Origin of the sequence: Bilifractor sp. LCP21S3_F8 (assembly GCF_052117805.1) — a bacterium.
GTDB lineage: Bacteria > Bacillota > Clostridia > Lachnospirales > Lachnospiraceae > Bilifractor.
In genome coordinates this window covers 34,343-57,852 of sequence record NZ_JBQKIK010000023.1, presented here as the reverse complement: position 1 = coordinate 57,852, position 23,510 = coordinate 34,343, and the positions used below count along the sequence as shown (strand labels likewise).

Sequence of the window (23,510 nt, the reverse complement as noted above, 5' to 3'; positions counted from 1 at the left end):
TTTCTAGTCAACTCAATTATACCAAAGGCACAGCGTCTATGCCTTTTTAATTGCCTACATTATTGAGTTTTCAAGGTTCAACACACCTTTTGAGTGTGGGAAGTTTTAGTTCCTTACGATTTATATAGTATCGAAACTCTGTGATCTAATTTTGTGAATTCTGTGTCTCATTTTTGATGAGATTGTGATGAAAGTGTGATGCTTGCCATATGTGCGTTTACTGTCCCGGACCGCAACGCACCGATCCGCTCTAGGCAGTTTGCCCGGTCCAGGTTCGGCTGATTCAGAATATATGAGCCCTACAGGGCAGATCATTCCGGATCCCCTGATGATAGTATAACGCCTGATCATTCATGACCGCCGGACAGTGCAAGGTCTGATCATTCACGATCACTGTGAGGCTACTTTGGAGAGGAAGGTCATCTTCGACTCGTCGCCTCCCGTCAGCATCAAATGGACATCGGTGATAAACTGCCCGACGGTATCCGTTGCCTGGTACATGGATTTTCCCACCTGCCATACATTTCCATCCCTGACAGCCTTGAAATCGGCAAAGGTATTGCTCTTGTCGATCAGATCCTGTACCGATCCAAGCCCGTTTTCGATGGCTCCGTTGTAAATCAGATAATCCGCCTGGTTGGCTTTATTGTAAAATTCTTCCATGGAAAGGCTGACCGATACACTGGAGTCCTCTCCGCTGTCGAGATCCGCAAAAATATAGTCACCGCCGCCCTCCTTTATCATGTTGGCGATATAATCATTGCCGGAACGAACAGTCACTGTGCCATCTGTTCCCACCGAGAAGAAGGCCACCGTTTTTCCTGTGTTCTTCTCTCCCTCCAGATCCGAAATAACCTTCGTCTGCTCCGCAAAATGAGCAAACGCTTCATCCTCTTTATTTACCATTGCCCCGTAAAGCTTGATCCATTCTGTACGGCCAAGCGCTTCGGGTTCATAACTCGATCGGTCGATAAACACCGGAATACCGATGTTCTCAATCATCTCCTGCACTTCCGGGTTATGCAGAATCATCGTCGATTCAATGGCAAGATCGCAGTTTTTCTCTACCATAGTTTCATAATCCGGCTCATTGTATTTTCCCGCAAAAATAATGGATCCGTCTTCCATAGCCTTTCGGGCCTCGTCAATCGTCCAGTCATCCGCCTTGATCCCGCACAGAGTAATAACATCCAGACTGTCCAGCGCGCAGAACAGAGACATGGCAGAAGTTGCCGCCAGATATATATTCTGCGGCTGTCCGATTACGGTAATGTCATCAGACAGTCCCTTCGGCGCTTCCTTTCCGTCAGGCACCAGAAGATAATCTCCGCTCTTTGGAACGGAAATCAGCTTATAGCCGCCCTCATAATAATATACGTTAAAACAGGTCGCATACTGAAGCTCCATGGTGCCGGTATACGTCAGTCCGTCTATGTCCGGAGCGTTGTCCGGGTCGCTTACCGTCTGCAGTGTGGTTGCTGCCTCCGCCGCTTTTGCAGAAGCGGCATCACTGCTTTGTGAGTTTACCACCGACCCGGAAACAACGCTGTCCGCTGCACTTCCCGATACTCCCGATACAGTGTCCCCGGAAGCCGAACCGCATCCGGACAGCAGCATCACCGCCGACAGAAATACCGGGACCCATCGTCTCCATAATAAGTTTGTCTTCTTCATAAATAAAATCCTTTCTTTTGCTACAGGCGGAAGCCGCGACACACTAACGAAGCCGGTCACCTGTGGCATCCGCGGGCGTCGCGAAGCAACAGAGCAGCTGGCTTTATGCAGTTTGCCGCACCCCGCTTGCGGGGCATATTGGTTTGACTAATCGTGTATTTTTCTTATTTATTATAAAGGATTGTCGGTGAATTACAACTGATGGACAGCTGACAGCAGAGAAATAGCCAATGTGTATGGGCAGCAGATCGGCGCCGCATTACCATCGGCACCGCAAAACAGCCAGACAGGACCAAATGCCTGTCTGGCTGTTAATAAATACTCCACTCGAAATAGACATCTCTATGGATCTTCATGCTCCAGAGAGTACGATGCGTGATGAATGAGATTAATAGATCATTCTGCGAATGGTAACGATCGGCTCAAATGCCGGATTGCTCTGAGTGATGATTCCGAGAGACTCATCCGCCGCATGAACGATCATGTTGTTTCCGATATAGATTGAGGTATGGCTTCCGTAGTTGATAACATCACCGGGCTGCATCTCACTGTAAGATACGGCAATGCCCTCATTCGCCTGTGTATAGGTCGTACGGCTCAGCGAAATACCGAAGTGTGCGTATACCTGCTGAACAAATCCGGAGCAGTCACATCCGTTTGTCAGTGAAGTTCCGCCCCATACATAAGGATTGCCCACAAACTGAAGCGCATAGTTCACAACATCCTGACCACTTACTCCGCTCACTGTCGAAGCCGAAGAGGAGGCACCGGATGAAGCAGAAGATGAAGCAGAAGAACTGCTGTCATAGGAAGTATTGCTGTCCGCAGCACTCGTGTCTGTGGTAGTCGTGGTACTTGTGTCTGCAGTACCGGTATCTGCAGCGCCTGTATCTGTAGAAGAGCTGTCAGCTCCCGCAGAGGTATTCGCGGATGATCCGCTGGACGCCGCGGAGGTGTTCGCTGTCTGGGAAGCTGCCTGCTGTGCTGCGGCCTGCTGTGCCGCCGCCTGCTTCGCCGCAGCCTCTTCCGCTGCCTTCTGCTGTGCTTCCTGTTCAGCCTTCGCGTTCTGTGCAGCTTCCTTCTGGGACTGCAGCTCGGAAATCTGCGCGTTCTGCTCCTGAATCAGAGCGTAATACTCATCTGCCTTACTCTGAGCATCCGAAAGCAGGGAATCGACATCCTCTCCTCTCGCCTCTGCGTCTGCCTTCAGCGTTTCCAGATTTTCCTTTGCTCCCTCAAGCTCCTGCTTGGAAGCTTCCAGAGAAGATTTCTGAGCAGTCTCCTGAGCCTTCAGGGTCTTCACCTTGGATACGGTCTCAGTATATGCCTCCAGCTCCTCTCTGTCGTACTTATAGAGGGACTTTGTATTGTCTACATTATCAAGACCCTCCGAAAGGCTGAGACTGCCGATCATGACGCTCGCCCATCCACTGTCTCCGCCCTCCTCATAGAGGTACTGGATTCTCTTCTTCATGGCCTGATACTGTGTATCCTGATCTTCCTCAGCCTTCTCCAGATCCGCTGTCGTCTGTTCCAGCTCTTTGGTCTTCTGCTCGATCTGATCATCCATGGAAGAGATGGAAGCCATCGTGATGACGATCTCCTGATCATATCCATCGATCTCGCTCAGGATCTGCTGTTTGTCAGCCTCCATATCGGAGATGGAGCTCTGTATGTCCGCAAGATTCTGATTCGTCTCTGCCTGCTGATTCTGCAGATCACTGATCGCGTTATCCGCATTCTGAATCTGAGTGTCGAAATCATCCGCACTTACAGGCAACGGCTGTGCGCCAAGCATGGCGACTGCAACTCCAATTGTAAGTAAACGCTTAAATCTGACCTTCAAAAATATAACCTCCCTGCGCTTAAAACTTCAGGCGCATTTTTGTAATCTTCTTGTTACACATTCTGTAATCTTTTACAATATTATCACAGGCCTCAAAAAAATGCAACGGAGTAATGCGTATTTTTTACAATTTTGTTACAAACTATGTGTATACGGGAAATATACGGGCTTCCGCGTCCGGATTTATTCGTGACAAATTTTTCGGAATGATCTATAATATAGTTAACTGTCCTGTCGTAAACAGTGTCAATCCAGTAAGTCATCTGAGGGTAGTGGATTTCCACCTAAAGCAAGCGAAAGGATATTATAAATACAGTAAGCCACCTGAAGGTAATGGATTTCCGCCCAAAGCAAGCGAAAGGATTTTATATATGAAAAAAGTCATGCTGGTTTTCGGTACACGTCCGGAGGCGATCAAGATGTGCCCGGTCGTCAAGGAGCTGAAGACACGCAGTGATTTTCAAACCATCGTCTGCGTCACCGGTCAGCATCGGGAAATGCTCGATCAGGTTTTATCCATTTTTCATGTAACACCTGATTACGACCTCTCCATCATGAAGCAGGGCCAGACCTTATTCGACATAACAATCTCGATCCTTGACCGTTTTCGTTCGGTTCTCGAAACAGAAAAGCCTGATATCGTACTGGTTCACGGAGATACCAGCACCGCTTTCGCCGCATCTCTAGCCTGCTTCTATCTGCGGATTCCGACAGGCCATGTAGAGGCCGGCCTTCGCACCTATGATCTGTTCTCCCCTTATCCGGAGGAATACAATCGTCAGGCAATCGACATCTCCGCAGATCTCCTTTTTGCCCCTACTGAGCTTGCAAAACAGCATCTTCTCAACGAACAGAAGGATGCCTCCAAAATATATGTAACCGGCAACACCGCCATCGATGCTCTTCAGACCACTGTCCATTCCGGATATTCTCATCCGGAGCTCGACTGGGCAAAGGGCTCCCGGCTGATTCTGATCACCGCTCACCGGCGGGAGAATCTGGGTGAACCGATGCGCCACATGTTCCGCGCCATTCTGCGGGTTATCCATGAGCACCCCGACGTAAAGGCTATCTATCCGATCCATATGAATCCGGTCGTCCGCGCCGCTGCCGATGAGATTCTTGGCGGCTGTGACAGAATACACCTGATTGAGCCGCTCGATGTGCTTGATTTCCACAACTTCATGAATGCATCCTACCTGATCCTCACCGATTCCGGCGGCATACAGGAGGAGGCTCCGTCTCTCGGAAAGCCGGTACTGGTCATGCGCGACACGACAGAGCGCCCAGAGGGCATCGAAGCCGGAACTCTGAAGCTTACCGGCACACACGAAGACACCATTTACCGGGAATTCAGCCGTCTTCTCTCCGATCCGGACGAATACAAGGCCATGAGCACTGCGTCCAATCCCTACGGAGACGGACATGCCAGCAAACGCATCGCCGATATCCTGACAGATTTTCTCACATAGAGTGTGCGGTTGGCATTTCTTAATAATAAAGGCAACATGCAGAAATGATCCGAATCATTTCTGTATCAATATTGCACCCAACGGGTACAAGGCAGCTTGTACCTTCCTGGGTATTCTCCCCTAACCTTGAGGGCCCGGCGTTTTAGCGCCGGGTCCTCTCTTATTTACGCGAACAGTGAGCCGCAGCCGAATGCGAAGTATTCGTGTGCGGCGAGCGTCGCGATAGCGCACACGCGTCCGTCATCTCTGCTCACTCAACAGCACACACGCGTTTGTCATTTCTGCGTCTTTTTCAGTTTCTGCTTCACCGTCTTCCGCACCAGGTCAGTAAGATAATGATACTCTTCCGTTCTTCCGTAAACCACCCAGTACACCACGAGAGTGATCACGATGCTCAGAATTCCGCGAAGGATAAAGCCAGCCCATGATTCCGCGGATACGCCGAGCGGAATGCGAAGCATAACGAAGGAACATCCCGCGATGATACCCAGACAGACGATATAGTTCAGGTAAAACGAAACCGGAGACTTCCGGAACCCCTTCGTATAGAGAAGCCACGGATCATACCAGGTAATTGTCAGCACGCGGCTGATGATGGAGCCGAGAAATACACCGACCAGACCAATCTGCTTCACCAGAATAATCGAAGTCACCAGATTCAGGATAGCATTCGCCACCGCCCGGTATTTGCCCTGGACGAAAACGCCGCTTGCCTGCCGATAGATATTTGTCGTCAGCTGCATGTAATTTGTGGCGAAATTCAGAACAATAATGATCAGCACCGGCTGATCAAGCAGATAATCTCTGCCGAGCCACAGAATAATAAAAGGCTGAAACAGTACCATGAAGCAGACCGCGCAGACAGCCACCAGCATATTATTCAATAGATTCAGACAGCGGAAAGTATATTCATTGTGCTCCTTGCTGTCCAGTACATATTTATTCCCGAGGCTCGCCGTGATCGCGTTGAAAGCCTCCGACAGAATGGTCTGGATCGTCTGGATCACCAGATAGTAATTGTTGTAAATACCGACCATTACAACGCTGATGAAAGAAGAAATGATCAGGTTGTCCGTCGCGGATCCGACCGCGTTGCTCACCTTGTACAGCGCCATCGCGTAAATCCGCGAGAAAAGGTTCTTCTTCTCCTTCTCATCCAGTGCCGGCACCTTCCGGCGCAGATACGGATACTTCCGGTCCACAATCACCGAAATCACGGCATTGATCATGATGTTGCTGAAGATACTTGTGATCGTATACGCCAGAAAAGAGCGCCACACCACAAGGATCACGATCTGAACCACGTTCATCAAAATCTGACAGACATACGTCACGATATCGGAGATATATTTCTTCTGATCCGCATCCAGCAGGGTCGACTTGTAGGCGAAGAAGAGATAGGACACCACGGTCTGTATCAGGTACAGAAGATAATATTCATAAATATTGACCTTATCCGTCACCCCGGTCATGAGATTCGGGAGAAACGGAAGCAGACAGAGCCCCGCGAAGAAAATAATCGAGCCGATGACCCGGTATGCCTTCCTGTAAAAATTCATATAAGCGCAGATCAGCGGCTGATTATCCTCCGCAAGCGGCTTGTAAAGGCTGAAGGTGACCGCCGAGGAAAATCCCAGCTCTGAGATGCTCAGCAGCGACAGAATATTGGTGTACAGGCTGGAAATACCCAGAAACTCCTTGCCCAGCGTATAGACAAAAACCGTGCGGCAAACGAAACGAAGCAGATTATTCAAGAGCTGCCCTGCAATCGAGGTTCCCACATTTCGCGCCGCATTCTTCTTACGATCCATCATAAATCTCCATGATTCAATTCATCATCCGATGGCAGCGCTGCCGCGAAATTGCCATCTCAAACTGTCTGTATATCTTAACCTTACGCCCGGTAAATGTCAATTTGCCCCTGATCCGCGCCGGAATCTTCCCTGATCCACGCCGGAATCTGCCCCTGATCCGTGCTGAAATCTGTGTCAGAATCTGTGTCAGACTGCGTCCCTGAATCCCTTGAAAATTTCCTGTAACATTTTCAAAATTCCACTTTTTCCACTTCTTACGTCATTGAACGCTGCCTCGGTCTGAAGAACGAGAATTCCTGCTGTCTTCCTTTGTCTTCCGCTGTCTTCCTTTGTCTTCCGCTGTCTTCCTTTGTCTTCCTCTGTCTTCCTTTGTCTTCCTCTGTCTTCCGTTGTCTTCCTCTGTCTTCTGCTGCCTGTCACTCACTGTCAGCAGCCCTCCCGAAATCTCTCAGGATATCTCAAACAGCTCAAAATCATCCAGTCTTCTGAAAATCAAATCCTCTCCATGCGGTCCGGACTCGGGATGCGGTATGATAGACAAAGAACACATCATTTCTGCAGACACAGTGCTCTGCTCCGGATTTCCAACAGTCCTACTCTGAATTACAGCTTCTGATCGAAAAAAACTAAAGAAAGGACAGGACACAGTCATGACAAATCAGAAAAAATTACCGAAGGGAATCACCTACCGCAAAGACGGACGTTACATGTGGCGTTTTTCCTATAACCGGCACACCTACTGCGGCTACGCGGCACGTCTGGCAGATGCCGAGAAGGGGCTTCTCGACGCACGGTACCGGGTGGAAAATGGAATCTATGGCAGAGAAGGAAGCCAAACAATGGATCAATGGTTTGCTATCTGGCTCGAAACCTTCAAGGCCTCCATCAAAGAAAGCACTCGGATCAAATACCGGCAGATGTATTCCTGCCATATTCAAAAAGAACTCGGACGCATGCGAATCCGGAAGATCACGCCGGAACTCCTTCAGGATCTCCTGAACCGGGTCAGCGAGAAAGGCCTCACCGCAGCAAGCGTCAACTCCGTGCGCTCTATGCTCGCCGACCTCTTCGCAACCGCCTGCAAGCATCAGATCATCCGCGTCAATCCCATGAATCTGGTTCACATGCCCGCGTGCAAGACAGCTCTTCTCCGGAAATCCGCCTTCACCGAGGCGGAGCTCGCCGAGTTCATCCGCCGCTCCGAATCCTCCCGCTATCAGAACATATACCGCCTCTCGATTCTGACCGGTTTCCGTATCGGAGAAATTCTCGGGCTCCAGTGGAAAGACATTGACTTCGAACAGGAAACCATATGCGTGCGCCACACACTCTCCTACAGTTCCGGCAAAGGCTTCTACCTGGATTCTCCCAAAAGCGAGACCAGCAGACGCGTGATTCCGCTCCTTCCGGAATGCACCCGCATCCTCCGGCAGCAATACGACACTTCACAAACCCAGCGCAAGACACGCCCCGGATACGCCGTTCCCGAAGGATTCGAAGATCTCTGTTTCCTGACCGGAACCGGTAAACCCATCTATGCCTCAGACATCGACAAAAGCATGCGGAAAATCATCGACGACATGCGCCGGGACGGATGGCTCGACCCCGGAAAGCGCTACACCTTCCACTCCTTCCGCCACACCTTCGCCACCAACTGCACCAGAAAGGGAATGCAGATGAAGACCTTGTCCACCATTCTCGGCCACTCCTCCATCCGCATCACCATGGACATCTACACCCACATCGGCATCGACACCGAACGGGAGGAGCTTCAGCGAATCTTTCAGGTCTCCTGATACAATCGGCAGGGCTGCAAAAGCCCTGCCGGAACAGCAACACCGCGAAATAATCTTGATGAGAGTACGAAAAAGCGGTAAAGTGATAATATATATTAACAGTGTATAAGCAATTTGAAAACATAGTCAGCCTCGTCACGCGCGAAGCACGGAGCAATCCGCAGCTTATACCGTGCAAAAAAACGAAACAGTTCTTCGAAAACACAGCCGGGCCGCCTGGCGTGAAGCGTACGCAAGAGACTGGCTGCGCCTTCGAAGGCAACCGGTAGTGTGTAAGAGACCGGCTGCGATTTCGAAGGCAACAGGTATGAGGATTTTATTATGTTCAATAAACAGGAATACCATTCATTCTATGACAAGCTCGATCTCGGAATCTGCCTGATTACGGCGGATGACGCGGAAACGATCCTGTTCGTAAATACCGGAATCCTGAGTCTATACCAGTGTCCCGACGAGGACAGCTTTCTCCGCCTGACCGGAGGAACCTTCCGCGGCATGAAAGCAGATGATGAAGTCAAAACGCCTCCCCTGGCGATCATTCTCGGACAGGTACAGAAAAGTTCTTCCTTTTTCTATACCCTGCGAACGATGGGAGGCCATTTCCAGATGGCGGAAGCCTTCCTTCAGCGCCTCACCCTGGATGGTACTCCGGTATACCTGCTCCAAATCCTCTCCTCGGACAAGATGGCTCACGTCCTCAAATCCGACGGCCTGACCGGTCTGCTCGGAAGAAACGATTTCTACAAGGCGGCACTGGATCTTCTGGACAAGAACAAGCAGGACAACATTCTGACAGAATTCTGCCCGGTATACTTCAATATCACCAATTTCCGTGAATACAACCGCAGCTTTGGCGTCCACGCCGGAGACCGGCTTCTGCGCAAGGTCTCGGACACACTGATCGATACCTTCCACGGACAGCTTCTCGGTCATCTGTCCGCAGATGCCTTTGCCGCGGTGCTCAGCAAAGACGGCCTTATCGAACAGCTGGAATCTGTCTGCGAAAAGATCGATTCCTACACCAACAACCGGAACATTCTCCTGAAGTGTGGAATTGTATACACGCCGGAGGATGCGGACCGCACCTGGCTGATGAATGCCTTTGACCGGGCCAAAATCGCCAACTTGTCCATAAAGACAGATGTCACGAAATCCTGCGCCATTTACACCAATGATATGGGAAAACGGCTGGAGAACCGGCTCTTTGTCATCCAGCACATCGATGATGCCCTGGAGAACGGTGATATTCGTATCTACTATCAGCCGGTTGTCCGCACACTCTCCGGGAAGCTCTGCGGTTTTGAAGCTCTGGCGCGCTGGGAAGATCCGGAGAGGGGACTTCTGGGTCCCGATATCTTTATCCCTATTCTGGAAGAAGCGCGCCTGATTGACCGTCTGGACGCCTATATCATCCGGGAAAGCGGACGGCTCATGCACGAGCGCCTGGCAGGCGGTCTTCCCGTCGTTCCGGTATCCGTCAACCTCTCCAAGCTCGACTTCGACCTGATGGATCCTCTGGAGGTTCTCGAGAGCACCGTTGCGGCATACCATCTTTCCAGAGACTTTTTTCATGTCGAGATCACCGAATCTGTCATGGTGTGGAAGCGCCAGACCTTGAAAACCATCATTCAGAAATTTCACGACGCAGGATATGAGGTATGGCTCGATGATTTCGGGAGCGATTACTCCTCCCTGAACACTCTGCACAATTTTTCCTTCGACGAACTCAAGATTGACATGGAATTTTTCCGGAACTTCGACGACAAGAGCCGCAAGATCATCACCAGCATTGTGACCATGGCAAAAGCGCTCGGCATGTACACCCTCGCAGAAGGCGTCGAAAACGAAGAACAGCTGCAGTTTCTTCGCGAGATCGGCTGCGGAAAAATTCAGGGATTTTACTTCGGACGCCCGCTTCCCTACAAGGAAACACTCGCTTCCTGCCGCGGCAAAAATCTGTTTGCGGAAACATCTGACGAACATCAGATGTACAATGCCGCTGATCTGATCGATGTCGCCTGTACCAGCCCCGTCGCGATCGTCCGCTGCACCCCTGGACATCTTACCCTGCTGACAGCAAACCAGGCCTATCTTCACGAACTCGGCACCGTGAACACTCATACCCTGAAAGACGCCAACCGCAACCTGAGTCTCTCAAGCTATCCGATGAAATTCAAATATCTGTCCTTTATGGAGAAGGTCTTCAGAGAACACGCCGACACTATGACCTATGTCGATGATGGACAGTATATGCAGATCAGCGCGACGCGGATTGCCGGCAGCTCCGATTACTGGCTCGCCAGATTGTCACTCAAAAATATACAGCCCGTGCGTGACATGACCAAAGCCCAGCGGATGGACAACCTCATCCGGAACCTCACGCTCCTCTATGACGCGCTGTACTATCTGGACATGAAAAACGACCAGATCGAAGTGATCAGCTGCACGCATCCCCGGGTGCAGACAGGTCAGATTTTTCAGGATATCCGCTCTACTTTCCGGACATCTGCCGCGAAACTGATCCACCCAGAAGACACCGAACGGTTCCTGAGTTTTATCAGTGCGGACCTCCTCTATCTGCACGCAGAACAATCGGGTCGATCAGAGGCTTCCGACCTGTTCCGCGTCAGACGCGAAGACGGATCCTGGCACTGGACGGTTTTCTGCGCCCTCGTCCTGCCAAAATCTGCGTCAAGGGATATCCTCCTTGTGGAACGGGAAGATATATGGGAGCACCATCTCAACCGCAGCTGGCTGCTTCCCGCTTTTTTGAAAAGTTTTGGAGTCGCGAAGCTCCCCGACAGAGCCGGCAGACAACAGCTGGCAGAACAGAACAGCCTTCTCTTCTATGAATCCAATGCCAATGACGCAATCATGGTCGGACTGGAAGAGCCGGATCCGTCTGTCGGAATTCATAAAGCCATGGCCGTAATCGCGGAAAGCCTCGGTGCCAACCGTTTTCTGATCTTCGAAAACCGGGACGGCAGCACAGTCTCCTGCACCTATGAGTGGCACAGAAGGAACCTGACCCCGCTGAAAGACAGGCTTGCCAATCTTCCGGACGGAGATCTGGAGGCTTTATATACGATTTTCCGCACCCAGCAGGTCGCCAAGATTCCGGATTATTCAACGTTCCAACGGGAACACCCGGACTTCCGCCTCCCGATCCCCCATATCCGGAACATCGTATCGGGCCAGCTGTCCATCGCGGAGCAACCGATCGGCTTCACAATGGTGATCAACTCCTCCGACAAGACCTTCCGGACCGCAAGTCTGGTTCTGTCCACCCTCACGAGTTTTCTGTCCTCTATGATCCGAAGCCGCAACAACATGACGGAAATCGAGGAGCAGGGCAGGCGTGACACTCTCTCCGGAGCGCTCAACCGAAGAGGCCTTGACGAATATATGTCTGCTTATAACGGAACCGGTTATCTGGCACTGTTCTCCGCTGACATCAACAATCTCAAACAGACAAACGACACCAATGGCCACCACGCCGGAGACATACTGATTCAAAGTGCCGCCGAGGTTCTGATCAACTACTCTGACCGCGACCACACCTTCCGCATGGGCGGTGATGAATTCCTCGTGATCCGCGAAGACATGAACGAGGACCAGGCCGGAGAATATCTTTCCGAAATTAAATCTGTCATGAGCGCCTCCGGAATCGACATTGCCATCGGATTCTACGTCCACAAGGGACCCGTAGACAGCATCGATCCGCTCCTCAGACGCGCAGACGCCGCGATGTACAGGAACAAGGCCAGGATCCATAAAGGCAGAAATTCCGTCGGCAGCCAAAACCACGAATAAACAGCGAAACCTTTGTCAGCAGGCAAAATCACAAGCGAACGGCGAAGCCGACATCCGGTAAAGGCTCCGTGACTGCACACATGAAACAAAGCGCGCAGATCACAGAGCCCTTCTTTTTGCGTTCTTATTTTTTCTTTCCTCTATTCATATCTTCCTATTTTTTTATTTTTCTTTACCTTTATCGTTACGTTCATCTTTTCTTTCGAATCTCACCATATCAACAGGATCACAAAAATGCTGTGTCAATAGTGTGTCACTTTTCCCATCTCCCCATCCCAAACGCCCAGAATTGCCGGAACAGACAAAGCATTCTCATGTAAAGAGCATACTTCATGCTACATTATATTATTTTAACTTAGGTTAGGAGGAATAACAAATGGCAAGAAACAAATTCTTAAAGCGTATGGCTGTTACGGCTCTTGCTGCATCCATGACATTGGGAACCGTACCGGCTGTTGCTATGAATGTATTTGCTGAGACAAAGGTCACTTCTCAGGCCCCCAGTTCTTCAGATACTGCTACAGCAAGTCTTTATAGTGAAGTTGATGCAGCAGTTAAAACATTGGACAAGAACGCTGAGATTTCCACTGCTACAACTGGCGATAAGATTGCAGAAGCTTTAAAGAATGCGCTTGAGACAGCAGATCCTTCCAGCAGCTTCAGTGTTGATGTTACTGTAGACAGCACAGATACTGCCAAGTATGTTAATGCTACAACTGCTCCGACAGCTCCTGTAATTAACGCAACTGCAAAGGTGCAGAAATATGACAAGGCAACTATCGGAACGCAGCCGAATGCTACTGAGGCAATTGCTGCAATTGATAATGTTACATTCACACTTGATTGCGGAAAGCTGACTGACCTGGATTACGCTACAGTAGAAGCGGGATATTATGCAGATGAGATCAAGAGCGGATCCGTAGATAAACTGGCTTATACCTTTGCAAATGTTGCTTCTGTATCATCCACTCCGATCAAGACAAAACTGGATGCTCTGACAACTGCAGCAAAGGCCAATACGGTTCTTGCTCCTTATTTTGACAGTGTTTCCATTGGAACGATTACCACAGCGATTCAGACACAGCCGACAGACGACGTTGAAGGCACAGTAGCAGTGACAATTCCTGTCACACACACAACTGCAAAAACAACGACAACAGCTGCTACAGACGCTACGGTTACAATTTCCGGCACAGCATATATCTCCAGAACCTCTGCTGCAGCTTCTACAGTTGCTGAGGCTCAGAAGGTTATCGAATCTGTAGAACTGACAAATGATCAGGTTGAAGATACTTATGCATATTCTAAGGATGCAAAGGCGATCACAGCGATCAGCTCTACTCTGAAAGGTACCTTACAGAAGAAGCTAGACGATGCCGGAATCACCGGCGTAACAATCTCAGATGTTACGATTGCAAAGGATTCCTCCAACAAGAGCGCAACACATGCTGCAAATGGATCGGTAAAGGTTTCTGTAACCTATCATGCTGACGCTGATAAGTCTACTGCTAATGATGTGACAAGTATCGAGACACTGACCATCGTACATGGTGACGCAGATATCCAGGCAGAAGCTCACAACGCTGTAGACACTGCCCTTAAAGCTCTGAAGAAGACAGACTTCCAGGCAAAGGATGCTACAACAGCTCCATCGAAGGATGATGTGAAGAAAGTCATCACAGATGCAGTCGATAAGGCACTGGCTGATAAGCTTGGTGGAACAGCAACGATTGCTTCTGAACTATACAGTGAGAAAGCGTATATTCTTTCTGCATTTGATTATACGCCAGCAACGACTGAAGCAACTGGTTCAGTATCCGCTACAGTATCTCTGCTGAAGGCTCATGAGGCTACTTCCAAGTCTGACACCACAAAATATGATACATTTGATACTATCAGTCTCTCTCCTGTGGTTACGGATAAACTCAGCACAAAGGTTGCTACAGGAATCAGCCTTGGCGCTGATATTGATACAAAAGGCGCTGCATCTATTACCCCAGAGTTTTCACCGGATGGAGCAAACTGCGGATATGTAAAGCTCAGCTGGAAGGGTGATACAAAACTTGACAAGGCTACCGTAAATATCATTTCTGCAGATGGAACTACTACTGCCAATATTACCCGCACTGCAGATGGAGCAAGCAGTGGTATCTTTACGATCACAGCCGGACAAAAGATTCAGATTGTAAATGGTTATGATGATGGAGCTGACACAGAAGACTGGAAGGACATCGAGGGAACTCTGACGGCTACTCTTTATGATGCTCGTGATAATAAGCTGGCAACAGATTCTGTAAATGTCAGTCTGAGTAAACTGTTCAAGGATGTTACCGACGCAACGAAATTCTATTTCGAGCCGGTTTACAAGCTGACCGCGAAAGAGGTTGTAAAAGGAACTACTGCTTCCACATATTCTCCTGAAAGAAATGTAACGCGTGGAGATTTCATCACTCTTCTTTACCGCGCAGCAAAAGCCGCTAAAAAAGTCACAGGAACTGTAAATGCTGAAGATGCTTCTGAGAAATTCAGCGATGTTTCTTCAAAAGATTATTATGCAGAAGCAATTGCCTGGGCTGTTGATAATAAGATTGCAAGCGGTACATCTGATTCCACGTTCAGCCCGACTAAGACGATAACGCGTGCTGATGCTGTAACATTCCTTGCCAGATATGATGGCGTTAAAGTTACAACTGGTGATGATTATGCAATTCATCAGTTTGATGATGTTAAATCCGGTGCATACTATACCCAGGCAGTCCTTTGGGCTTATTATAACGGCATCACAGCAGGAAAGACATCAAAGGTTTTCGCACCGAATGATAAAGTAACAAGAGGTCAGGCTGCAGCATTTATTGAGAGATATTTCAAATTCTAATAATTTGAACCTGGGATATTTTCCTTGTCGTTATGGCATAATCTAAAAGACGCGGACAAGTAATTTTCATTGCTTGTCCGCGTTTCTGTCTGCACCAGACGGCGCATATAAAACGGATGCCAGATCATCCTTTATAGAATGATCTGGCACCCATCAACTAAGCTTCATACTATGAGTATTTAGCTAAATCTCTGATCCACAAGATTACTTCTGAAGAAGATTATCTGGTTTCTGGCCCTTTGTGTGATTTACTGCTCTGTAGATGAAGCTTACACCCTCTGCTCTTGTGCAGGTCTTGTCCGGTCTGAATGTTCCATCTGCATAGCCTGCAACAACACCATTCTCAGCGCCCCATGCAACTGCTGATGCATAGTACTTGCTGCTCAGTACATCATTGAAGTCAGACTTTCCACTCTCATCATCTGTCTTTCCGACAGCCTGAGAATATCTGTACAGGAAGCTGATCATCTCTGCTCTGGTAACAGCTTTCTTCGGGCTGAATGTGGTATCACTTGTACCAAATGTGATGCCCTTTGACGTTGCCCATGCAACTGCCTTAGCATAGTAATCGCTATCCTTTACATCTTTGAATTTGGTAGTTGTGCTAACTGCAGGTGAACCAGCATATCTGTACAGCCAGGTAATCATATCGCCTCTGGTTACAGTACTGGACGGGCTGAATGTGGTAGTCGTTGTACCTGCGGTAATTTTAGCATCATCCTTTGCCCAGTAAACAGGAGTGAAGTAATATGCAGTCGGATCCATTACATCAACGAATCCGTTATATGTCTCCTTCACGTTGATTGTGACGGAATCACTGATCTTCGGATTAGTTTCACTGGAAGCTGTGATTACAGTTTTGCCACCCTTAAGAGCAGTAACAATTCCATTCTCGTCAACTGTTGCGACCGAAGGATCACTGGAAGTCCAGACAATGTCATTTGCATTAGTTGGTTTTGCATATGACATTGTATGATTAGGTGTCTGAGATACACCATTCTTCAGATCTACAGTTGTTGGCTTAGTCTGTGCATTATCAAGCTTGCCTTCGTTTCCTCTTACAATATAGATTGTACGTGCATTTGCAAGTTCAATATCCGTTGCAGCGACGGTGTTAAGCTTCGGAATAGTAACAGTAAATGAAACATCTTTTGTTACATACTGCTCATCCGGAGTCATTGTGCCGTCATAAGTAGCATACCAAGGATTCAATACCTTTACAGTTGCGTTAACCTTGACACTTCCATCTGCTTTCGTGGTGGGTTTTACATAATCACTGTAGGTTGCAGTATTGCGAACATATTGAACACCGTCTTCAGAAAGTGGGTGGCCGGCATAAGCCTTATTAACCAGTTTCTGGCCAGCATTGTTATAAAGTGCGTATGCAAAACCATCTGCTGTGACACCGCCAAGCGTATCATCCGTTTTATCCGTAGAATTCTTAACGTCATAATCCGGAGCAGAAGCCTTATCGGAATCACCGTACGCAATTGTCGGAAGGATTGTCTTATCTTCCTTAAACAGTCTGGTCATCTCATCGGTCATCTCTGTGAGCATCTCATCAGCAGACTCCTTCAGATTAAGAGTGGCGGTGAAGACCTGAGTATCATTGTTTCCATCTTCCTTAAGCCTAAAGTTTACAGACACACGTCCGTTGACGCCATGCTTTGCAAGTACCTTGTTTGCTTCACCGATCTCAATGTCATCAGCAGAGATAGAGATATGCTTCAGCTGCGCATAGTCGTTAAAACCAGCCCTTCCAAGAGCATTAGCGAATACCTCGCCATTAAAGTTATTAAAATAAGTGTTGTCAGTCGTTGAACCAACGCCTTTTCCATTTGAAATTATAAATCTAAGGTTGTTGATGACGTCTGCAAGTTTTTCAGCGTCGATATCATTTGCAAAGTAAGTACCCTCCTTCTGTTCAGTAGTCGGATCATCTTTGTCTTCTAAATAAGCCTTTACAGCACTTGCAAACGCTTCGGTGAGATAACTGTGAGCGCGATCTCTTGTAGCGGTATAAGTTTTTGTATCGCTTGTCTTACCTACAGAAACCGTGATGTCAGAAGTAAATGTCATTAATTTATTCTTATCATCATTAACCGGTGCAGAGGTATTTTTAGCGTCAACTGTGATCGATCCATCTCTAAATTCAGTAATGCCCTGACGTGCATAATATTTAAGCGCGGCCTGGGCCATAGATTTCATCGTTACATCTTTGATTTCATCGCCTGAATTGGTTTCAACGGTTTCATCCGTTGCAGCAAACGGATTCATTTCATTGAAATACTTCTGAATGTAATGCTCTGCAAGTTCGATCTTCTCCTTATCTGTGTAAGCGTTCTCATCCAGTTCGAAGCTATAGGTCGTAGTATTCTGGGAATCCGGAGTAGCACTATTGTCTGGGCTACTCAGTGTTACACTTCCTGTGATTTTTCCAAAATTATGATATTCACCGTTTGCCAGATCATTGTGCTGACCATCATCATAATAGCTGGAAGCAGTTGCCACTACGTTGTCAACCTGTACATTGTAGTTCTCGTTGGGGAATGCTGTCTTGAATGCTTCCGCAACCTTTGTCTTAATATCATCTGCAGTAGTCGCAGAAGTAACTGTCATTCTATCAAGTGCAGACTGAACGGTAGCGCCTACTCCGAGATGATCAGATGAGCTCGCAACAGTAACTGTTGAAGCAGCCAGCGCTGGAGTTGCCATAGCCGGTACGGCACCAAATGTCATGGACGCAGCAAGAGCCGTAACAGCCATACGCTTTAAGAATTTGTTTCTTGCCATTTGTTATTCCTCCTAACCTAAGTTAAAATAATATAATGTAGCATGAAGTATGCTCTTTACTTGATGAGGGTACGGATTTTTCAACAATAGGAAAGACTTTTAATAAATATAACGGGCATCTGACGCAGCTTTGACACAGATTTTGTATCGGATGCCGGCGATGTGCCTGGCGTTTTTAAACGCAAGGGAAGGGGACAAACCGAAAAGCAGGCATGATAAGATTGGGCCTGACCAGATATTTTGGCGACGATGACAGCGTTTTTTGTGATAAGATGTACGGGAATATTTGCGAGGAATATTGGCATAGAAAGAGAATATGGAAAGAAAAGGGAAGGATTTCGACAGGTATGATGAAGGTCCTGATGATGGGAAACCGCGGGGATGTAAAGGGCGGTATTACGAGTGTAATTCAGCAGATTCTGGAGAATGACTGGACGAGGGAGGGGATTCAGCTCCGTTTTATTCCGACGTATACGGATCGGAATCCGGCAGCGAAGGGGGCGGTATTTGCGGAAGCGTGCTTCAGATTGACCGAGGTTATGCTGAGAGAGCGTCCGGATCTGGTCTATGTTCATATGTCTTATAAAGGCAGCTTTGTCCGGGCGCGGACACTGCAGAAGATAGCTCTTCGTTTTCACGTTCCCTTTGTGATGCACCTTCATGGTTCGGAGTTTGAAGACTGGTATCGTTCTCTGGGTCCGGATAAGCAGAAGCAGGTACGGGAGTTCCTGGGAAATTGCGCCCATGTCATTGTGCTCGGGGAACATTACCGGAAGAGTATTCAGTCAATCTGTCCCGGTGTGTCCGTGGAAATCGTACACAATGCCGTGAAACTGCCGGAGGAGATCACAGCCTTAAATGACACGGAGAACCGGATTCTGTTTCTGGGTGTTCTGATCCGGAGAAAGGGTGCGGAGGATCTGCTTCGGGCATTTGCGATGGCAAAGCCCGCAAAGTGGAGGCTTGTACTGGCCGGAAGCGGTCCGGAAGAAGAAAACCTGAAGAGACTGGCCGGGGAACTGGGCATTTCAGATCAGACGGATTTTGCCGGATGGGTGGATGGACAAAGAAAAAAGGAGCTCCTGGAGTCTTCTCATATTCTTGCGCTCCCCTCTTATAACGAGGGTCTGCCGGTCGCGATTCTGGAAGCAATGAGCTTTGGACTTCCCGTGATCAGTACGACGGTCGGAGATATTCCGTCCTGTGTAAGAAACGGAGAGAATGGGATTCTGGTTGAACCGGGTGACATTGCCGCTCTGGCTGAGGCAATATCGGATCTGACGGGGCATGAGAAAATCTGGCGCCATTACAGCCGGAATGCCCGAAATACCATCGAGGCAAATTTTGATGAAGCACGATTTTATCAGCAGATTGCCTCTGTATGGAAGAAAAGCACCGGTCATTCTTCTTCTCTCTGTGAGTGAGTGCTCTTTGCCTCATGGATGGAGGTAAGAAGCGATCTGTCAGACGTCTTACGGATAGAGGTAAGAAACGATTTGTCGGTTGCCTTACGGATAGATGAAACAAGCGATTTGTCGGCGGCCTCACGCAGCGCGTTCACTGTGTTCCTGTTTATCCCGTCCTTTTCCGCCTGCGTAATCATGGAAATGACATGGTCTGCTGGTTCGTGAATGGAAAGACAGCGTTCCGGGTATCCGAGCATGCGGAAAAATTCAGGGAGCTTGTCATCCCAGGTGATCGCAACGGAGGGAATACCAAGCGAAGCTGCCACAATATGGCTGTGGAGTCTCATGGAAATCAGCGACTGAAACGAGGATATCTGGGCGGTCATCTCGCGGGGCGTGCCGGGAGCAGGAAGGAGATAATCCCTCCGGTTTTTTCCGGTATGGAAGCATTCTTCGGGGAGCAGCTTCAGAAGGTCTCTGGCGAATTCTTCATCTGATGGATATCCGTTTGTGAAGAGCGTCCATGCAATTCCTTTCCGGGTCAGTTGAAGGATTAATCCCTGCCAGAAGCAAATCATTTTTCCTCTGGAAATGGTCGGCGCGTACATGATCCCGAGCCCTGTCCGGTTACTTTGCGGATCACGGTGAATTCCATAGGTGATATCCGCAAACAATCCAAAGTCAGCTCTTTCCGGGACTTTCCTTCCGACCAGACGGCTGATTGCGGATGCGTGATCTCGTACGGACAGATCAATTGTCCATCGGTTCTGCAGTGACTGCGCCAGCCGCTCACGGATGTGCCGGCTGCAAAAGGGCCCCCATCCGGCGGCGTTGATGATGACCGGAATCTCCATGGCTGCGAAATGATCGATGTAGGAACTGACAACGAGAGCCAGATCATCCATGAAGAGCTGACCTCCGGCGAATACAACACAGTTACAGGAAATGGACATGACCCGTTCTATATCGGCACGATGCATCTCATACAGGTATTGTTCGTGTGAATACATCTTATCCCAGGGGGTATAATTCGAGGCGAATGTCCGCAGCTTGTTCTTGAAGATCCTCTTCTTTAAATCTGCTTCTTCGCCGCCGCTTGCGGTTTTCCATCCGGTTCGTCCGAAAAGGTCGCATACAGTCAGTTCCGAATCCGGAAAGGAGCGGCGAATCCTTGCAGCCACGCAGTCCGTGAGCAGGGCATCGCCTTTATTCTCTGAATAATACAGGCCGAGCAGTAATATCTTCATTTCTATCTCCTTTTTTCGGGTTCGTCTCCGGATTCCAGCATTTAAAGCAAACGCGGGATACCAGGCTCTTTCGAAAGAGTTGGCCTTTGGATTTCAGATTCCAGAATTCAACAGCGCATAGGGCAATCATGTAAATTACGATCTAGCGGCCATGCTTTCCGGCCCCAGTTGTGGACAGTGAGGATACGGTCTCCAGGATTTGATGCATGGCTGCCGTGTTGTCCGTTTCCTCGTACATTCGCGTAGCCCCTGCGCTGTAGTCTTCGTAATTGGCGGCAAGATCCCGAATCGCGGCTGCAATCTGGTCAGGATCGTGAAAATTCACACATTTTCCCGCATGGTACCGGCCGACGGTTTCTTCAAGGCCGGGAATATCATTGCAGAGCATCGGCAATCCGAATGCCGCGTATTCATAGATCTTATTCGGCGCACAGTATCTTGTGTTGATGGAGTTTTCTTCATAACAGGCGACGCAGATATCTGCGTGTGATGTGATTTCAAAATGATGCGGCGGATAAAAGTATCCCAGGTAAACGGTGTCCGGATAGATTTTCTGCAGTGATGCGCCCGCATCGCCGATATAATCCGTTCCCATCAGCGCAAGCGTCCAGTCGCTGCCGCTTCTCTTAAGTCCTTCTGCAAGAGGTGAGAGGTCGCGTTCCTTTGATATCATGCCCTGATACAGGAGAACATGGCGGTTTTCGAGCTTTTTTAATGCCTTTTCGACGTCAGGGGAGGTGGGCTCCAGATTTCTGGATCGGGATAGGGCATATGGTTTATTCCGAAGAACAACGGGCAGTGACCCGAGATTCCACCAGTCCTTCATGTATTGTGCCCGGTGAGGCTCACATGCTGTGAGGAAATCTACATCGCTGCTGATTCGTTTCATTGCATTCTGGTACCAGTCGTATTCAAAGAATTCCAGACAATTGACGATTACAGGGTGATGATTCTTCAGAAAATGCCACTGCTTTATGGCGCCCATCTCGGAACCGATCCACAGAACACTGTCGTCTGTCCAGTATTTCCGGAACCACTGGCGGAAGACGCGCCGGTAGTTCAGATAGTTCAGGCCTTTCTGAAGTACCTTGTTCTTTCTGGTGATGACTGGAAGCGTCTCATACGAAATATTTCTGCTCCGAAAAATCTCTGCCGTTTCCGGGCTGATCTCTCTGGAGAGTACGCTTACCTTGATTCCAAAATCCCGGAGCTGCTGCACCTGGGCTACACATGGCGGAAGCCGGTGGATCGGCGCCCAGACAAAATAGAGAACTCTTTTGATCATTCTAGTTACCTCATTAGCTGTTTTTCAGCAAATATCTTCCGTCACCGGCCGGAACGCATACTTCCCGTAATGCCATCTCCAGCGGCTTGCCGCGCAGAACAGACCTTATAACTTCTGCGGCGGTTTCCGAGGATCTTCCGGTTTCGGCCATGTGGAAATCGTCGAAAAATTTCTTCAAATCCTTCTGGTAACTGCTGATCTGCAAATCATTTAGCTTTTCCAGAAGCTCTTCATTCGTCCTTCCGGAGGGAAACGGGGTCTGATCATACGTCAGCCACAGTCCCCTTCGCTGCATGTATTCGTCATAGTCCGGCGCATAGAGCAGGACAAGCCCACCCATCCCGGCAAAATCAAAGACCATACTGCTGTAGTCTGACACCATCGCGTCACTTGCCAGCAGAACCTGATTGGGATCCGGTATATGCGTCAGATCCAGAATCCGGTCATTTGACAATGCAGGGATTTTACTATTCTGAAGATTTGGATGAAGACGGACGGCTCCGGTCCATTTGTCTCCTGTTTTTTTCTCAAGCGCGCGAAGAAAAGCATCCATATCGAATGAAAACGCGGAAAGATCGGTCATGTCCCGATAGGTGGGCGCATACAGGAGCAAACGGTGATCCGGTTCAATCCCCAGCGCTCTCTTCGCCTCTTCTTTCCAGGTTAAACGGTCGTTACGTACCAGACAATCGTTGCGCGGAAGTCCGCACTCAAGGACCCTTCCCTGATAGCGGAACATGGTGCGATAAATCCGGCTAGTCATCTCTCCATTCGAGACCATGAGATCCGTAGCAGCCGTATCACGCTTCGCCACGCGAATGTAGAATTCCGAAAGATCCTGCTGCGCGGCCGCTTCTACTTTTTTGAACCCGAGTCCTCCGTGCCAGGTCTGGATATAGATCTGATCCTTCTTTTTTCCGGGCATATAGTCCTTGCGGCAGTTGTCAATCCATACCTTTGCCGTGGCCATATACAGCATGGATCGGAAGGAATAATACGGCACCTCTCTGACCCATTCCGGAAGATCAATGGTTCGGTTCCTCCCGCGGTCGACAAGCCAGACAATCTCGGCCTCCGGGTCCCTTTGATAAAGACTTTCACAGATTGCACCTGGATTATCTCCGATACCGTTCCCGCGGAAGCTGACAGCCACAACCCGGTTGTTCTTCACCGGAAGCAGAGAAAAAAGTGCTCCCGTGATCGGAAAGAGGGCGGTATGAAATTTGTGGCCATATTTTCGTATTATTTTTTTGAAGTTCATGTGTGACATGCTTGCGTGGGAACGACCTTTCTCTGATATGGAATCCGCTTCTTCATACAGCGCATTTATGGTATTCGACTCTTCGTACAGCGTATTTATGGATAGCGCTTCTTACAGCGCATTTATGGAAAGCACTTCTTCATACAGCTCATTTATGGAATCCGCTACTTCATTCAGCGTATGTTTCGATATACTTTCCTGCAACCGATCTTTTCAAATCGGAAGGTA

Annotated in this window: 13 protein-coding genes; 5 read left to right on the top strand and 8 right to left on the bottom strand. The window is 48.9% G+C overall.

Features of this window, described 5'->3' with window-relative positions; translation table 11 throughout:
• Positions 1-390: 390 nt before the first annotated feature.
• Both ACTQ3A_RS10660 and ACTQ3A_RS10655 read right to left on the bottom strand, forming a co-directional pair.
• On the bottom strand, positions 391-1,674 hold the full coding sequence (locus tag ACTQ3A_RS10660) for an ABC transporter substrate-binding protein (protein ID WP_441101102.1): 1,284 nt from the start codon (positions 1,672-1,674) through the stop codon (positions 391-393).
• 388 nt (positions 1,675-2,062) lie between these two features.
• Positions 2,063-3,520, bottom strand: a complete 1,458-nt coding sequence (locus ACTQ3A_RS10655) for an NlpC/P60 family protein (protein ID WP_441101103.1) — start codon at positions 3,518-3,520, stop codon at positions 2,063-2,065.
• A gap of 371 nt (positions 3,521-3,891) precedes the next feature.
• On the opposite strand from ACTQ3A_RS10655, the gene wecB reads away from it, so the two are divergent.
• Complete coding sequence (gene wecB, locus ACTQ3A_RS10650; RefSeq protein ID WP_441101104.1) at positions 3,892-4,992, top strand: non-hydrolyzing UDP-N-acetylglucosamine 2-epimerase; 1,101 nt, start codon at positions 3,892-3,894, stop codon at positions 4,990-4,992.
• Between the two features lie 275 nt (positions 4,993-5,267).
• On the opposite strand, the gene ACTQ3A_RS10645 is transcribed toward wecB, so the two are convergent.
• Positions 5,268-6,803: a lipopolysaccharide biosynthesis protein gene (locus ACTQ3A_RS10645; protein WP_441101105.1), complete on the bottom strand. Its 1,536-nt coding sequence runs from the start codon at positions 6,801-6,803 to the stop codon at positions 5,268-5,270.
• Between the two features lie 262 nt (positions 6,804-7,065).
• Positions 7,066-7,230: a hypothetical protein gene (locus ACTQ3A_RS10640; protein ID WP_441494804.1), complete on the bottom strand. Its 165-nt coding sequence runs from the start codon at positions 7,228-7,230 to the stop codon at positions 7,066-7,068.
• Between the two features lie 226 nt (positions 7,231-7,456).
• Between ACTQ3A_RS10640 and ACTQ3A_RS10635 the strand changes: the two genes are divergently transcribed.
• The 3 genes from ACTQ3A_RS10635 (at position 7,457) to ACTQ3A_RS10625 (ending at position 15,290) form a co-directional block, all read left to right on the top strand.
• Positions 7,457-8,602: a tyrosine-type recombinase/integrase gene (locus ACTQ3A_RS10635; protein ID WP_441101107.1), complete on the top strand. Its 1,146-nt coding sequence runs from the start codon at positions 7,457-7,459 to the stop codon at positions 8,600-8,602.
• A gap of 321 nt (positions 8,603-8,923) precedes the next feature.
• A complete protein-coding gene (locus ACTQ3A_RS10630; protein WP_441494805.1) occupies positions 8,924-12,415 on the top strand; it encodes an EAL domain-containing protein in 3,492 nt (1,163 codons plus the stop codon).
• A gap of 376 nt (positions 12,416-12,791) precedes the next feature.
• Positions 12,792-15,290: an S-layer homology domain-containing protein gene (locus ACTQ3A_RS10625; RefSeq protein WP_441494806.1), complete on the top strand. Its 2,499-nt coding sequence runs from the start codon at positions 12,792-12,794 to the stop codon at positions 15,288-15,290.
• 204 nt (positions 15,291-15,494) lie between these two features.
• Here the strand turns inward: ACTQ3A_RS10625 and ACTQ3A_RS10620 are convergent, their stop codons facing one another.
• A complete protein-coding gene (locus ACTQ3A_RS10620) occupies positions 15,495-18,083 on the bottom strand; it encodes an S-layer homology domain-containing protein (protein WP_441494807.1) in 2,589 nt (862 codons plus the stop codon).
• Between the two features lie 212 nt (positions 18,084-18,295).
• Between ACTQ3A_RS10620 and ACTQ3A_RS10615 the strand changes: the two genes are divergently transcribed.
• Entirely contained in the window at positions 18,296-19,507 is a 1,212-nt protein-coding gene (locus ACTQ3A_RS10615) for a glycosyltransferase family 4 protein (RefSeq protein WP_441494808.1), read from the top strand.
• Here ACTQ3A_RS10615 and ACTQ3A_RS10610 read toward each other — a convergent pair.
• From ACTQ3A_RS10610 to ACTQ3A_RS10600, 3 genes are all read right to left on the bottom strand, one after another.
• Positions 19,483-20,736: a polysaccharide pyruvyl transferase family protein gene (locus tag ACTQ3A_RS10610; protein ID WP_441494809.1), complete on the bottom strand. Its 1,254-nt coding sequence runs from the start codon at positions 20,734-20,736 to the stop codon at positions 19,483-19,485. The two genes, ACTQ3A_RS10615 and ACTQ3A_RS10610, sit on opposite strands and share 25 nt — an antisense overlap.
• Before the next feature lie 142 nt (positions 20,737-20,878).
• Positions 20,879-22,021: a glycosyltransferase gene (locus ACTQ3A_RS10605; protein ID WP_441494810.1), complete on the bottom strand. Its 1,143-nt coding sequence runs from the start codon at positions 22,019-22,021 to the stop codon at positions 20,879-20,881.
• Between the two features lie 13 nt (positions 22,022-22,034).
• Positions 22,035-23,282, bottom strand: a complete 1,248-nt coding sequence (locus ACTQ3A_RS10600; RefSeq protein WP_441494811.1) for a CDP-glycerol glycerophosphotransferase family protein — start codon at positions 23,280-23,282, stop codon at positions 22,035-22,037.
• Positions 23,283-23,510: the final 228 nt, after the last annotated feature.

Bases quoted from the DNA above. Each gene is read 5' to 3' on its own strand.
- ACTQ3A_RS10630 (WP_441494805.1), top strand. From the start codon at position 8,924: ATGTTCAATAAACAGGAATACCATTCATTCTATGACAAGCTCGATCTC.
- ACTQ3A_RS10610 (WP_441494809.1), bottom strand. From the start codon at position 20,736: ATGAAGATATTACTGCTCGGCCTGTATTATTCAGAGAATAAAGGCGAT.
- ACTQ3A_RS10620 (WP_441494807.1), bottom strand. From the start codon at position 18,083: ATGGCAAGAAACAAATTCTTAAAGCGTATGGCTGTTACGGCTCTTGCT.
- ACTQ3A_RS10660 (WP_441101102.1), bottom strand. From the start codon at position 1,674: ATGAAGAAGACAAACTTATTATGGAGACGATGGGTCCCGGTATTTCTG.
- ACTQ3A_RS10600 (WP_441494811.1), bottom strand. From the start codon at position 23,282: ATGAACTTCAAAAAAATAATACGAAAATATGGCCACAAATTTCATACC.
- ACTQ3A_RS10615 (WP_441494808.1), top strand. From the start codon at position 18,296: ATGATAAGATTGGGCCTGACCAGATATTTTGGCGACGATGACAGCGTT.
- wecB (WP_441101104.1), top strand. From the start codon at position 3,892: ATGAAAAAAGTCATGCTGGTTTTCGGTACACGTCCGGAGGCGATCAAG.
- ACTQ3A_RS10625 (WP_441494806.1), top strand. From the start codon at position 12,792: ATGGCAAGAAACAAATTCTTAAAGCGTATGGCTGTTACGGCTCTTGCT.
- ACTQ3A_RS10635 (WP_441101107.1), top strand. From the start codon at position 7,457: ATGACAAATCAGAAAAAATTACCGAAGGGAATCACCTACCGCAAAGAC.
- ACTQ3A_RS10645 (WP_441101105.1), bottom strand. From the start codon at position 6,803: ATGGATCGTAAGAAGAATGCGGCGCGAAATGTGGGAACCTCGATTGCA.
- ACTQ3A_RS10605 (WP_441494810.1), bottom strand. From the start codon at position 22,021: ATGATCAAAAGAGTTCTCTATTTTGTCTGGGCGCCGATCCACCGGCTT.